12 protein-coding genes are annotated in these 14,394 nt (G+C 58.7%); 3 read left to right on the top strand and 9 right to left on the bottom strand.

Annotated elements, in window-relative coordinates:
• Positions 1-24: 24 nt before the first annotated feature.
• The 3 genes from BLW50_RS02920 to BLW50_RS02910 are packed head-to-tail and all read right to left on the bottom strand — an operon-like array spanning position 25 to position 3,256.
• Positions 25-1,233 (bottom strand): KpsE/RkpR family capsule polysaccharide export protein, encoded by a 1,209-nt coding sequence (locus BLW50_RS02920; RefSeq protein ID WP_090697142.1) that lies wholly within the window; start codon positions 1,231-1,233, stop codon positions 25-27.
• Between the two features lie 5 nt (positions 1,234-1,238).
• A complete protein-coding gene (locus BLW50_RS02915) occupies positions 1,239-2,060 on the bottom strand; it encodes an ABC transporter permease (protein ID WP_090697139.1) in 822 nt (273 codons plus the stop codon).
• Positions 2,060-3,256, bottom strand: a complete 1,197-nt coding sequence (locus BLW50_RS02910) for a KpsE/RkpR family capsule polysaccharide export protein (protein ID WP_090697137.1) — start codon at positions 3,254-3,256, stop codon at positions 2,060-2,062. Before BLW50_RS02910 ends, BLW50_RS02915 begins: the two co-directional genes overlap by 1 nt.
• A gap of 355 nt (positions 3,257-3,611) precedes the next feature.
• On the opposite strand from BLW50_RS02910, the gene BLW50_RS02905 reads away from it, so the two are divergent.
• Complete coding sequence (locus BLW50_RS02905) at positions 3,612-4,685, top strand: hypothetical protein (protein WP_090697135.1); 1,074 nt, start codon at positions 3,612-3,614, stop codon at positions 4,683-4,685.
• Between the two features lie 4 nt (positions 4,686-4,689).
• Here the strand turns inward: BLW50_RS02905 and BLW50_RS02900 are convergent, their stop codons facing one another.
• Positions 4,690-5,169 (bottom strand): Lrp/AsnC family transcriptional regulator, encoded by a 480-nt coding sequence (locus tag BLW50_RS02900; RefSeq protein WP_090697132.1) that lies wholly within the window; start codon positions 5,167-5,169, stop codon positions 4,690-4,692.
• Between the two features lie 188 nt (positions 5,170-5,357).
• On the opposite strand from BLW50_RS02900, the gene BLW50_RS02895 reads away from it, so the two are divergent.
• Positions 5,358-7,691, top strand: a complete 2,334-nt coding sequence (locus BLW50_RS02895; protein ID WP_244544434.1) for a transketolase-like TK C-terminal-containing protein — start codon at positions 5,358-5,360, stop codon at positions 7,689-7,691.
• Positions 7,692-7,810: 119 nt separating this feature from the next.
• The gene (locus BLW50_RS02890) at positions 7,811-9,448 is read left to right on the top strand and encodes a thiamine pyrophosphate-requiring protein (protein ID WP_090697129.1); all 1,638 of its coding nucleotides are present in this window, start codon (positions 7,811-7,813) and stop codon (positions 9,446-9,448) included.
• Between the two features lie 63 nt (positions 9,449-9,511).
• Here the strand turns inward: BLW50_RS02890 and BLW50_RS02885 are convergent, their stop codons facing one another.
• The 5 genes from BLW50_RS02885 to BLW50_RS02865 all read right to left on the bottom strand — a co-directional run bounded on the left by BLW50_RS02885 (position 9,512) and on the right by BLW50_RS02865 (position 14,157).
• Positions 9,512-10,246: an ABC transporter ATP-binding protein gene (locus tag BLW50_RS02885; RefSeq protein ID WP_244544120.1), complete on the bottom strand. Its 735-nt coding sequence runs from the start codon at positions 10,244-10,246 to the stop codon at positions 9,512-9,514.
• Positions 10,243-10,995 (bottom strand): ABC transporter ATP-binding protein, encoded by a 753-nt coding sequence (locus BLW50_RS02880; RefSeq protein WP_090697127.1) that lies wholly within the window; start codon positions 10,993-10,995, stop codon positions 10,243-10,245. The genes BLW50_RS02885 and BLW50_RS02880 overlap by 4 nt, the downstream gene beginning before the upstream one ends.
• Positions 10,992-11,990 carry a branched-chain amino acid ABC transporter permease gene (locus BLW50_RS02875; protein ID WP_090697125.1) on the bottom strand — a complete coding sequence of 333 codons (999 nt, stop codon included), beginning with the start codon at positions 11,988-11,990 and terminating at the stop codon, positions 10,992-10,994. Before BLW50_RS02875 ends, BLW50_RS02880 begins: the two co-directional genes overlap by 4 nt.
• The gene (locus tag BLW50_RS02870; RefSeq protein WP_090697123.1) at positions 11,990-12,862 is read right to left on the bottom strand and encodes a branched-chain amino acid ABC transporter permease; all 873 of its coding nucleotides are present in this window, start codon (positions 12,860-12,862) and stop codon (positions 11,990-11,992) included. The genes BLW50_RS02875 and BLW50_RS02870 overlap by 1 nt, the downstream gene beginning before the upstream one ends.
• Positions 12,863-12,951: 89 nt before the next feature.
• The gene (locus BLW50_RS02865; protein ID WP_090697120.1) at positions 12,952-14,157 is read right to left on the bottom strand and encodes an ABC transporter substrate-binding protein; all 1,206 of its coding nucleotides are present in this window, start codon (positions 14,155-14,157) and stop codon (positions 12,952-12,954) included.
• Positions 14,158-14,394 lie beyond the last annotated feature (237 nt).

Raw genomic sequence — 14,394 nt, 5'->3', positions numbered from 1 at the left:
GATCGCGAACGCGTCCGATCATGCTCACGCCGAGTGCTCCATCGCGATCTGAGTGAGCGAACGTATGATCATATAGATGAGACCAAAGATACCGATCACCCCGAGTAAATAGAGGAACCGGCGCGGATAGGTATGCTGATCGGGTAAATTGGGCTCGACAATCGTCTGCAGATAAAGCTGCTGCCGTTCCGCATCCTGGCGGGCCTTCAGATAATTCAGCTCCGCTGCAGCCATGGCCTTGCCAGCGATTTCCTTCTCAACGGTGAATTGCTCGTAAGCGGCCAACTTGTTGGCAACCGAAGCGTCGTTGCCAACAATGCTCTGACGGAGCTTATCGATTGTGTTTCGGTACGACGTCACCTTTTCGCGCATAGCCGGAATGGAAGGATTGGCCGGCGTTACAGCAATCGTTTGAGCCAGGCTGGCTTCCATCGTCGCCAGCTCCATACTCATTTTACCGATCTGTTCCAAGCCCGCGATGGATTCTTTACCTGGATCGACAGTGCCGGACTGATTGCGCCATTCTGAGATACGGCGCTCAAGCTGCACAAAGTCCGACTTGGAATCGTCCACGATGCTCTTGGCATAGCGCAGCGCATCGCGATGAGCGCGCTCGTTCAGGCGATTGATCAGCTCTTCAGCGTATTTCAGCAGAGCCTGCGCCAGGACTTGCGCATCCTCCGGCCGAAAGGCCGTAACCTCCAGGGTGCTGATACCGGTCGATCCTTCGATCTCGGCCGTCACCATGTTCTCATATTGCTTGTACAGCTTGGTTTTACTGTCGCGCGTGAAGAAATTCGGAAAGCGGTTGAAGATATCGGCTTCCGGCCGGCTCAAAACATCGCGCAACCCGTTGCGAGCGATCAAGAGGTCAGCCGCATCACGAGACATGATGTATTCATTGACGGCGAAGGTTTCATCATTGGCGCGGGACATGCCCTGTGTCGAGACAAGCGACGCCAATCCTTCCAATCCCGAACCGCCGGACGATGTACGCACGATAAAGCGCGCCTCGGAAACATAGCGATCGGACGCAATGAAGAACAAATACACAAAAGCAAGGAAAACCGGCACGACCACCGTCAGCAGGAAAAGCGCATGGCGGCGGAAGAACGATTGCGGCTTAGGTTCGACCCAAATCTCATCGATAGGCGTGAGATAGCCCCGCGACTCCAACGGTCGCAATTCGATCTGACGGACGACGAGAGGGGTATCAGTTTTGGTATCAGTCATAAAGGTCAAAGCTCGACATGACGCTGAGCATACAGCATCAACGGAAAGCCAATCCCCGTCGAAATCAGGGCACACAGCGCCAGGAACAACGGGTCATAGTGGGTGACAACGCTTGGCGGAAACACACCTGCTCGAAACATTTCAATTCCGTGCACCAAAGGAGACATCAAAAGATACTTTTGGAGCTTCAGCGGCATCCAATCGACCATATAGAACGTGCCTGTAATCGGCAGCGTCAGATACATGACCGGATGGATGAACCGCTCCAGGATGTCGCTGAGTTCTGTCAGGGCGGCGATGATCAGTCCAAAGCCGGTAAAAAACCAGGCTGTCAAGAGCCACCCGCCGTAAAGCAGGAGCGGATCGTTGATCGGTGGCAAAGCGCCCAGAAGATACAAGGGTACATAAGCGACCGTGAATGCCGATATGATGCCTACGGTTTCCAGGAGTGAACGCGCCAACAGAATGTCGAGATATTTGACGTTGGCATGGAACGTCAGCGCCGCTCCATACCGCATGCCATGCAGCGAGCGGAAGACGATCATGCGCCACAACGTCAACATGGAATAGCCCGTCAGAGCGAAGGGCACGACACCGACCGACGCATCATGGGACACGTGGGTAAGGCTCCACAACACCATGACGCCCGACGTCAACAGCAGCGGCTCACCGATAACCCAGAAGAAGCCGAGATTGTCGTGCCCGTAGCGCCCCATGGCCTCACGGATCATCAAGGCCGAAATAATCCGCGCCTGCACCTTGGCACCGACGAAGAGAGAGGCCTTACGAGAACGCTTATCGAAAGCAGAGAGCACATCCGAAAACATCAGCCTGCGTGCTCCTGCGTACCGGCATTCAGCAACCAGAAGATGGCGCCCAGCATGAACGAAACGACAAGATAGGTCAGGATCATTCGCAACCGCTCTGGTTCCGTCGATTGATCGGGCAGATTCGGCGAAACGATCTGTTCGATGTAAATTTGTTGGCGACGCGCTTCCTGACGTGCCGTTTCCAGAGAGCTGCTGGCGTTCGCGAGAGCTTTCTCCGCGATGTCGCGCCGAGCCGACAATTGCTCATAGCCCTCGATCTTCTTGGCCAAGGCTGCATCGCCGCCGGCAAGCTTATTCCGCTCGTCTGCGATGCGCCCCCGCAGCGCGTCCGCCCGTGCCTGACGCGAGGCAATAGCCGGATTGTTGGGCGCCAACCGGGTCATTTCCTGAACCTGCGCTTGCGTCTGCGCATATTCGGTCGCAAGCGCTGTAATCGTTTCGAGCAGTGACTGGGACGACTTTGCCGGATCGACAATCAATTCGCGATTGCGATACCGGGTCAGCTCCTTCTGCGCCTCGATCAATCGGTTGCCCGCCTCATCAACCGAGATCTGGGCCGATTTAACAGTGTCCGACTGCGCCCGCACGTTCATGCGGTTGACCAGCTCTTCGGAAATTTTCAGCAGCCCTTGAATGATGAGCAGAGAATCTTCGGGCCGGAAAGCAACAGCCTTAACCGTCGTGATACCCTTCGAAGCATCTTGGACGACCGTCACCCGATCGAGGTAATATTCGTAAAGCCGCTCGAAGCTATCGTTCTTCCATAGCCAGAAGCGCGGAAACCGCGTGAAAATATCGGCATTGGAATTGGAAAAAATTTCGCGCAGCGGGATCCGGCTTTCGAGCGCGCGCACCGCGTCGCGCGACAGCATGAAGTTCTGAACGGCGTTGGTATCGTCGACAGCTCGTGAAATACCGAACGTCTGAAGCACCATATCCAAGCCGCCAGCCGCTTTCTTGCTGGAGACGCTTCGGACGATGATGTTCGTCTCCGAGACATACCGATCCGCCGCGAAGAGCCCGTAGTAGAAAACGGCGAAGATCGGCGGGACGAACATGACCGCCAGAATGAGCTTCTTGATGAGTCGGGCCCGACGTTCCGCTTTATTCAGAATCTGATTGACGGAACCAGGCGCGAGGAGCGCCTTTGGCCTCGAAAAGCCGGCAACCACATCTGGCAAATTCAGGCTCATTCAGTCGGCTTCCTTTGGAGGCATGCGAACGGCAGCCTGCAACTTTTGGCAACCATATCGCGCCGCCAAACAGCTATTGTTCCAAAATGATTGTCGCAAGGTTTTGATACCCTTTCTTTTACCCCCAATTAGGGCAAAATTCCATCTAAGGCTCCGGAGGGGGTAAAACCTCGTTTCTAAGGCCAAATATTGAGGCTTTGCGCCAAATTATGGAAACCAACTTCAGACACACTATCGTGTGAAAGCGTCGGCAATCGCTGGCAATTTGGAATATGGCACCTGTCCGTGCCTGAATCGCCCATAATTCGACACCACCTCATTCGCGCGATTCGCGGAATACAAGGATAATATTCCTATGCTTTTGAGTGTTTGCGGCACTCTGTCGCCGATTTCAATAGCGACAAGACGGCTTGTTTCCATCATCGCCGAAGAAACGATCGGCGTGCCCGAGCATATCCATGCCGTCGAAGTAGGACAGCTCAGAGACGCATGGAAAAATATACCCCAAGAAAAACGCACATCTATGCTTTTATATAGTGATGCACCGCAAGCATCGATGATTAAATTACTGATTGATTCAGATATTCCCATCGTCCTCAGCAACGACAATTTCGAAGAAATATTTGCTTTCGACATGCTCAATGGCAGCAAGGAATTTATGATTGCCTTGCGGCTAGCGACGTACACTGTGGTGCAGTGGTCACAGCTCATACATGCCAGGAATTTCTTCATAGGCCCCGACCGCTATGATGCCCCGATCACAGAGCTTGCTGAAGAGATCATGCGTTTCTTCAACATTCGGCAAGACGCCCAACAATGGGAAAGGCTTCAGACCCGATTGGGGAATGACAAAAGCAAAACACTCCGCGATTTCATCGCCGCAGAATTTCCACAATGGCAGTCGACCGCCGGCTTCATAGAAACACTCTCCGACGAGGACCGGCTCGCCCTGGAGAGCGTTGCCAAAGGTTATGACCCGTTGACGAAAAGACACCCCATGGAGGCGGTGAACTGGACGCGTCGCTGCTTCCAGGATGGCGACGCGTCAGATCGTCAATTGACGGGCCCTAAAACTCTTAACGGCCCTGCCCGCATACTCTTTTTTGGCCCACACGCACACCTGCCGCCAGGCCGCTGGGATTGCGAAATCCAGATCGAACTCAACGATTGCCGGACCGATACGATGGCCATGGTGGATGTATTCGACGGCGAGATCCTAGGGGCCGTTTCCTTGCGCCTGCCTCGTCGCGGCACCTACGCCATCGACGTCTCCTTCGAAGTCACGCGAACACACGCCCCGCTGGAGTTTCGCATGCAACTGCTGAAGGGCGCGATCGAAGGTGAACTGCTTCTGTTGGGCGTGAAGGTCAAGCGCGCAGAAGCCAGGGGAGCCCGCGAAAACCTAAGCCTCACGCATGCGTCGCACTGACAGGTCATCCCATCGGCAACGCCAGGGTGCTTTTGGCTTGTTTCAGCGCAAAGCTCGATTCAATCGATCGCACGCCTTCGACACGCGTAAGCTTGTCGCGCAGAAAAGCTTCATAGGCAGGCAGATCGGCCACGACCACGCGTAATAGGTAATCGCACACGCCGGTCATCAGATAGGCTTCGACCACTTCGGGAAAGCGTCCCAGCGCCCGGTCGAAACGCTGCAGTTCCTCCTCGCGCTGGCGCTCTAGCTTAACCTGAACAAAAACGCTGATCGGCAGGCCGATACTGGCCTGGTCGACCACAGCGGAATAGCCGCGGATGACGCCAGCCTCCTCCAACATCCGCACCCGTCGCAGACAGGGCGAAATGGTCAGTCCAACACGCGCCGCCAGATCCTGCACAGTGAGCCGCCCGTCGCGCTGCAGATTCGCCAGAATCTTGCGATCGATTTCATCCAGCCGCTTTTTGGTATTTTCTGCCATTTCCTGATTATAATACGAAATAAATAGCCAAAGAAAGGAGAAATAAGGCTCAGTTTAGCAAGTATCGCCGCTCTTTTTGGCATTTTATGGCAGCCATACCGAGGAGAGCGCCCGTGCCAACCAAATTCGACAACCGCCTGCCCTTCCTCGACGCCATCGCCCGCAAGACCCTGTGGCTGTCGACCTGGATGATTCACAACGCCAATCATCTGCGAGCGAACGACGACGGTCTGAAGGTCGGCGGTCATCAGGCCTCTTCGGCCTCCTCGGCGGCGATCCTCACGGCGCTTTATGGCGCAGTGCTGCGCCCGCAAGATCGCGTCGCCGTCAAACCCCACGCCAGCCCAGCCTTCCATGCGCTGAATTATCAGTTCGGCCTGATCGAGCGCGACAAGCTGGAAAACTTTCGCGGCTTTGGGGGCGCCCAGTCCTATCCGTCACGCACCAAGGATACGGACGATGTCGACTTCTCCACCGGCTCCGTCGGCCTCGGCGTCGCCCAGACGATCTTTGCCAGCCTGGCCCAGGACTATGTGCGCAGCCATGGTGCGGCGGCCACGCCTCCTGGTCGCATGGTCGCTTTGCTCGGCGATGCCGAGATGGACGAAGGCAACATTTTCGAAGCCTTGCTCGAAGGCTGGAAACATGATGTCCGCAATGTCTGGTGGGTAATCGACTACAATCGCCAGAGTCTCGATGCTGTCATCCACGAGGGTCTGTTCTCCCGCTTCGAAGACATTTTCCGCGCCTTCGGTTGGGATGTCGTTGTCCTGCGCCATGGCGCTTTGCAGCAAGCCGCTTTTGCCGAGCCGGGTGGCGACAAGCTGCGAACCTGGATCGAGAATGCGCCCAATCAACTCTATTCCGCGCTCACCTTTCAGGGGGGCGCGGCCTGGCGGAAGCGCCTCACCGACGAAATCGGCGATCAGGGCGACGTCAGCCATTTGATCGAAAAGCGGAGCGACGAGGAACTCGCGCGCCTGATGACCAACCTCGGCGGCCACGACCTGCCGAGCCTGGTCGAGGCCTTCGAGCGGATCGACCATGACCGCCCTACCGTCTTCATCGCCTATACGATCAAGGGCTTTGGCCTGCCGCTCGCCGGCCACAAGGACAATCACGCCGGCATGCTGACTCCGACACAGATGGCAGGTTTTAGAACGGAAGCCGGCATCCGCGAAGGCCATGAGTGGGAGAAGTTCGAAGGTCTCGATATCGATCACAAGGCGCTGACGCGCTTCCTCAAAGATGTGCCGTTCAACGCCGGCAAAAGTCGGCGGCATGCCGCGCCCGCCATCACTATCCCCGATGCACTGGCCCCGCTCTCCCAGGCTGAACTGTCGACCCAGCAAGGCTTCGGCCTTTTGCTTAACGAACTTGCACGAGGCAGCGACCCGCTTGCAGCACGGATCGTGACTACATCGCCCGACGTGACGGTCTCCACCAATCTCGGCCCCTGGGTGAACCGGCGCGGCCTATTCGCCCACCGGGAGATGGCCGACACGTTCCGCACCGAGCGCATTCCCTCGACCTTCAACTGGCATTTCTCTGAGAAAGGCCAACATCTGGAACTCGGCATCGCCGAGATGAATCTATTCCTCGCGCTTTCAGCCTTCGGTCTGGCGCATTCCCTGTTCGGCGAACGCCTGATGCCGATCGGCACGCTCTACGATCCGTTCATTCAACGCGGTCTCGATGCGCTGAACTATGCCTGTTACCAGGATGCCCGCTTCATGGTGGTGGCAACCCCTTCGGGCATCACGCTCGCCGGTGAAGGTGGCGCCCATCAATCAATGTCGACGCCGCTCATCGGCATGGCGCAGGACGGATTAGCCAGCTACGAGCCCGCCTTTGTCGATGAACTCGCCGCCATCATGCGATTTGGTTTCCACTATCTGCAATGGGAAGCATTGACGCCCGAGCAGCGCGACAGTGCGCGCCCCTCATGGATGCACAACGACAAGGGCGGCGCCCTCTATCTGCGTCTGTCGACACGCACCTTGGAACAGCCGACGCGTAAGCTCGATGCACAAAAAACCGCCGATATCATCGACGGGGCTTATTGGATGCGCGAGCCTGGCCCCAATGCTGAAATCGTCATCGCCTATTGCGGCACCGTGGCGCCGGAAGCCATCGCCGCCGTCGGTAGGCTCGCCGAGGATCGCCGCGACGTCGGGCTCCTCGCCGTCACCTCGCCGTGCCGCCTGAACGCGGGCTGGACCGAGGCGGCCAAGGCACGCGAGGACGGCGACATGGCCGCCACCTCGCATATCGAACAGCTGCTGGCCCGTGTACCGTCCCACTGCGCCATAGTCACCGTCCATGATGGGCATCCCGCCACTTTGGCCTGGTTGGGCGCGGTCAGAGGCCATCGCACGCGCGCGCTCGGCGTCGACAGATTTGGACAGACGGGATCGATCGCGCAACTCTATCGCTATTTTGGCATCGATACCCACGGCATCATCGCCGCTGCTCAAGCTATGACCATCGGTCGGCCCATTCGCTATCTGTTGGCCAGCTAAGGTTTGCCATTTTTGCAAACAGCCGGATATTCGCCATGCCCCCAGAATATCCGGCTTGACAACCTGTGCTTCATCCGCGCCCTTGCCAGCATAATTCAAATAGCTGGTAGGAAGCCCACATGAACGGTGCAGATGTCGTTGCCGAAATCCTCAAGCGCGAAGGAACAGATTTCCTCGCCTGCTATCCACGCAATCCGCTGATCGAAGCCTGCGCTGACATCAACATTCGTCCGATCCTGTGCCGTCAGGAGCGGATGGGCGTCGCCATGGCGGACGGTTATAGCCGTGTGCGTCGTGGCCGCCAGAACGGCGTTTTCGCCGCCCAACATGGCCCCGGCATCGAGAATGCATTTCCGGGCATGGCACAGGCCTTTTCCGAAAACGTGCCAGTGCTGGTGATCCCCGCCGCGTCGAGCCTCGAGCGGCAATATACCCGCCCAACGTTCCGCGCCGCCGATGTGTTCGCACCGGTCAGCAAATGGTCAGCGCTCGCTCATGATGTCAGAGAATTGCCCGATCTGATGCGCCGCGCTTTCCAAGCCATGCGCTCTGGCAAGCCCGGTCCCGTTCTGCTCGAAATTCCCAACGAAGTGTTCGCCGCCGAATTCACCGGTGCGATCGACTATCAGCCGGTTCCCGTTCTGCGCTCGGCGCCCGATCCCGACGCGGTGAAAGCTGCCGCGCGCATGCTGCTCGCCGCCAAGTCGCCGCTGATCTGGGCCGGCCAGGGCATCCACTATGCGGAAGCCGGTGAATTGTTGACGCAACTGGCGGAGCTCATCCCCGCGCCGGTCGCGGCAACCAATCCCGGCAAGAGCGCCATCGCTGAAAGCCATCCATTGGCGCTTGGCGCGTCGACCGCATCGCGGCCGAAAATGTATGCCGACTGCATGAACGCCGCCGATCTTGTCTTTGCCATCGGCTCGAGCCTGACACGCACGCCCTTCGGCCCGGCGCTGCCGGTCGGCAAGACGATCATCCACGCCACCAACGATGCCGGCGATATCAACAAGGACATCCGCGCCGATCTCGGCCTCGTCGGCGATGCCGCGCTCATCATCGCGGCGCTGATCGAAGAAATCGGCCGCCTGCGCGCCAAGCCGGATGCGACGCGGTTGGAAAATCTGAAAGCGACGATCGCCGCCTCCAAAAAGGAATGGCGCGCCGATTGGGAAAAGCAGCTCAACTCCGATGAAACGCCGATCAATCAGTATCGCGTCATCAACGAGATGATGAAGGCTGCCGATCGCGACAATGTCGTCATCACCCACGAAGCCGGCAGCCCGCGTGAGCAATTGCTGCCGATGTGGGAATCAACCAAACCCTTCGGCTATCTCGGCTGGGGCAAGACCACGCAGCTTGGTTATGGCCTAGGCCTCGCCATGGGCGCCAAGCTGGCGGCGCCTGAAAAGCTCTGCATCAACGTGATGGGCGATGCCTCCTTCGGCATGAGCGGCATGGATATCGAAACCGCCGCCCGCAACAACATCGGCATCCTGACGGTCGTGTTCAACAATGCCATGATGGCTTGCGAACGGGTATCGCTGCCGAAGTCAGCCGCCAAATATGACGCGCTCGATATCGGCGGCAATTACATGAAGCTGGCGGAATCCCTGAACGTTGCGTCCTATCGCGTCGAAAAGCCGTCCGAGATCGCACCGAAGATCAAGGAAGCCATCGCAGAGACGCAGAAGGGCAAACCCTTCCTGCTCGAAATCGCTGCCAAGGAAGGTTACGACTTCTCTCGCTATAACTGAGCGATTAAACACCCGGCGGCGCAAGCCGCCGGGTCTAACAACACGTTCAAGGCTTGCAACACGTCAAGGCTTGCGATCACCGCCACCGACGCCGACCAGCTCAGCGAGCAATTGCGGATCGTCAAGCAAAGCCCGGCTCGGCCCGCGATGAACAATACGGCCACGATCCAACGCAATGCACTCCTGCGCAAACTCAAGCGCCAACCGCGCATGCTGTTCGACTAAAATCATCGCCATGTCATCTTCGCGCTTCAGCCGATCGAGACCCGCCAAAACCGCATCGACGATCACCGGCGCCAGCCCTTCCATCGGCTCGTCCATCAACAGACATGTAGGATTGCCCATCAGCGCGCGACCGATCGCCAGCATCTGCTGCTCGCCACCGGACAACTGATCGCCACCATTGCGCCGGCGCGAGGCCAACGATGGAAAAAACTCGTAGACGCGCGCCAAGGTCCAGCGTCCTGGCCGCGCCGCGACAATGAGGTTTTCCTCAACCGTCAACGACCGGAAAATCTCGCGCTCCTGCGGCACCAGCGCAAGGCCAGCGGCCGAGCGGCGGTAGATCGGATAAGTGGAGATATCGGCACCATTGAAGTGGATCTGGCCGCCATGGCGCGCCGTCTGCCCCATGATCGTCGCCAGCAAAGTGGTCTTGCCGACACCATTGCGGCCCAGCACAGCGAGCGTAGCGCCTGGTTGCAGGCTGAAATCGATATCGTCGATCACCACCGTCTCGCCATAGCCGGCTTTGACGCCGCGGAGGCTCAGACCGCGATTGGGAGCTGCGTCCGTCAATGCCGCCCCTCCCCAAGATAGACTTCCCGCACACGCGGATCGGCGGCGATTTCGGCCGGCGTGCCTTCGACGAGCACCGCGCCCTGCACCAAAACGGTGATGCGTTGTGCCACCCGGAAGACCAGCTCCATGTCATGTTCAATGAATAGAACGGCGATCCGCTCCGGCAGCCGTTCGATCGCCTCGATGATCGTTACGCTCTCGCCTTCCGGCACGCCAGCGGCCGGTTCATCCAGCAACAACACGGACGGTTTTAGCGCCAGTGCCAGCGCGATCTCGACCATGCGTTGGCGACCATAGGCCAATTCGGTGATCGGCCGCATGGCATCCCCCGCCAACCCCATCTTCTCCAGAACGTCATAGGCCTCTTCGATAATGGCGCGGTGCCGGCCAGCGGGCCGCAGGAAATCGCCACCGATACCTTCGCGCTCGGAAATCGCGAGCACGACGTTTTCAAGAACGCAGAGCTTGCGAAACAAAGCCGTGATCTGGAACGTGCGCACCAGCCCGCGCTTGACGCGCTGCGCCTGCGGCAGTGTCGTAATATCAGCACCATCGAGCAGAAGCTGGCCGGAGGTCGGCCGCAGTACGCCGGTCACGAGATTGACGAATGTCGTCTTGCCCGCGCCATTGGGGCCAATCAGCGCATGGCGCGCGCCCGCTTCGAGACGAAAATCCACATTGTTCGAGACCGTAAGAGCGCCGAAATTCTTGCACAGCGCGATCGTCTGAAGGCCGCTTCCGCTCATCGCTTGCGGCTCCGCGCCAAGAGCCGCTCGACAACGCCGAAAATCCCGCCGCGCAGAAATACGACGATGAACACCATGGCGAGGCCAATCCAGAAATACCAATAGGTCGGATCGGCCTCGGCGAACCGATCCTGCGCGATCATATAGAGCGGCACGCCGATGAACGCGCCGTAAAGTCGACCAACGCCACCGATAATGAGCATCACAAGTATGGTGCCGGAGCGCTCAAGATTGAGCACGTTCAGCCCGACGAATTGCGCCGTCTGCGCCGTCAGCGCGCCGGCAACGCCAGCCATAGCCGCCGACAACGCGTAGACGATCAGTCGGCGCTGGCCGACCGGCGCGCCGATAGCATGCATACGCCCAACGTTCTCGCGGATACCCGTCAAGGATCGCCCAAACGACGAATTGACCGTGTTGCGCATCACAAGCCAGCAAAGAAACAGCACGATCAGGCAATAGAAATAAGCGGTGTTGCCGAACATATCGAAGCGGAACGTGCCAAAAATCGGCCAGACCGACATCTGCAAACCGTCCGCACCGCCCGTGAAGCGATAGGCCTTGTTGGCCAATTCATAGAGCATGGCCGCGACCACGAGGGTCTGCATCAGCAAGGTCAAACCCGTGGTGCGCAAAACGATCCAGCCCGAGGCCAAGCCGATACAGGCCGCAACGATCGCCGCAGCCAGCAGGCCCGTCAGCGGTTCGCCCCAGCCATTCGCCGCCAGCAGGCCGGCGCTGTAAGCCCCAACGCCAAAGAAGGCGGCATGGCCAAGCGTGACGATGCCGGCGTAACCCAGAACCAGATCGACCGAGAGCGCGAACAGAATGATCGCCAGAATCTGCGATCCCAGCGCCAGATAGTTGGGAAAGATGAAATAGGCGGCGATGGCGACGAGCCAGGGCAGCGCCTCGAACCAATGGAAGCGGTGCCGCGTCGAGAAGGCAGCGATATCGGCCGCGCGCTGAGCGGCGGAAGGCGTGACATGCGACATCAGGTGCGACCAAACAAACCGCGTGGAAACCACAGCAGGATCGCCATGGTCAGCGCGTAGATGAAGAAAGCCCCGAATTCGGGCGCGATGTATTTGAAGGCGGTGTCGGACATGCCGACCAAAAGCGCCGCGACGAACGGCCCGCGAATACTGCCAAGACCGCCAACGGCAACGACGATCAGGAAATAGACGAGATTATCGAGCGCGTAGAAGGTGGTGATCGGCAGGATTTCCGCGCCCAGCCCGCCACCAAGTGCGGCAAGACCACTGCCCAGCGCAAACGTGCTGGCGAACAGCCGCGACGTATTGATGCCAATGGTCTGCGCCATGCGCAGATTGTCCACGGCAGCCCGCACCTGCGCGCCAAAGCGAGTGCGCTCCAAGGCCAGCCACAACAGAGTGACAAGCACGGCGCCGCAGACAATCAGGAAACTGCGATAGGTTGGAAAGGTGCGAAAGCCGAGATCGATCTGCCCACTGAGCGCCGCCGGCGGCTGCATCGGCTGCGTCACCGGCCCCCAGATGTACGTGACCGAGGCGATGGAGATGAAGATCAGGCCCATGGTGAGAAGCACTTGATCGAGCTCCTCGCCACCGTAAAAGCGCCGATACAACAGACGCTCGAGAATGATGCTGATCAGCACCACGCCGATGACTGCGCAGACGAGCGCCAGAGCGAACGGCACATTGTAGCGGCTCATCAGCCAGGTCATCAGATAGCCGCCGAGCATGGCGAAGGCGCCATGGGCAAGGTTAATGAAGCCCATCAGCCCCATCGTCACCGACAAGCCGACAGAGATCAGATAGAGCACCATGGCCAGGGCAAGGCCGTGGAAGCCGACGCTGACAATCGAAGAAACAAGATCAGCCATTCGATGGATGTTCTCAACCGGCCAAGCAGGTGGCAAACTGGCGGTTCGCAATGGATCCGCCAGCCGCAGGGCAATTATTTCGGCAGCAATTATTTCGGTGGATTGAGTTCCTTCCACGGATCCTTGACCGCCTTGATGGTCTCGATATCCGTGTTCACCAGCTTGCCGTTCTTCATTTCGCTGCGTCGGATATAGATGTCCTGGATGATGTCGCGCGTCGCTGGATCGATGGCGATCGGACCACGCGGACTATCGGGATCCTTCCAGGTGCTGAAGAATTTCATCGCTTCATCACCAGTAAACTTGCCCTTCGTCGTCTTGATCATCTCAAAAACGGCGTGCGCGGCATCCCAGGCGGCAACCGACGTGAAGTTGGGAATAGCCTTGCCCTTATATTCCTCGTCCCAGGCTTTCAGGAAAGCTGCGTTGGCAGGGCGAACGCCCGTCGTCGAATAATTACCCGCCGTCACGATATCAGCGCCGAAAGCACCGATATTCGGCAGTTCCTCGTCCGGCAGAAGATCGTGGGCCGAGACGATGTTGATCCCCGCCTCACGCAGACCAAGGTCCTTAATCGCTTTCATAATGGCAGTCGCGGCCGGTCCCGCCGGCACCCAAACGAAGGCCACATCCGGCTTTGCATCCTTGATGCGCTGCATGAAGGGCGCATAGTCGGCGGAAGCGGGCGGGAAGCGGATCGAGCCGAGCATTTGGCCGCCGGCATCGGTGAAGCCCTTGATGAAGGCGCCTTCCGCATCGTGCCCGGGAATAAAGTCTGCCACGGCTGAGAAACCGCGCTTCCACCCCTGCTTCACCGACCATGTCCCGATCGGCAAAGCGGTGTGCCAGAGCGTGAAGGAGAAGCGCACCACGTAAGGCGAAATCCGCGGGATCGAGACGCCGCCCGCATTGGTGATGACGAATGGGATCTTGGCTTCGGCCGTCAATGGCGCGATCGCCGCCGCCACCGGCGAGGCGACAACCCCCATGAGCATTTGCACCCGTTCGCGCGTGATCAGTTCCTGCGCGACGCGCTTGCCGACCTCCGGCGCACCGGTGTCGTCGCGGCGGACGAACTCGACCTTGACACCCGGCGGTAAATCCTTGCTATGCAATTTCACATAAAGGTTCAGGCCTTTTTCCATCTGATCGCCGGCCTGGGCGAGAAAGCCTGAATAGCTGTTGACCCAGCCGATCTTGATGGTTTGCGCCGAGGCAACGGTCGCGGATCCGAGCGTCGCCACCGACGCCAGGGCAAATAGCAATTTTCCCGATGACAATTTTACTGGAAGCATGTCCTTCTCCCTTAAGGACGCCCCGTGCAGATGACGGTTTCCCAGCGCCCTCCCTCTCAGGCCGCTCGCGCAGCCTGCCCTCTCGGGCATGCTGGCACTTTTCCGGGATGAGCCGCAAGGCGGAATTTGGCGACGGTCCGCAAAGCGGAAAGTGACGCCCTCGAACGACCAATCAACGCGGCAAGTCCTGCCTAACACCATGCCCACACTGCGGGACAGCTGATGAAGGCGCGCCTT

The organism is Beijerinckia sp. 28-YEA-48, assembly GCF_900104955.1.
GTDB lineage: Bacteria > Pseudomonadota > Alphaproteobacteria > Rhizobiales > Beijerinckiaceae > Terripilifer.
This window is presented reverse-complemented; position numbering and strand designations above follow the sequence as displayed.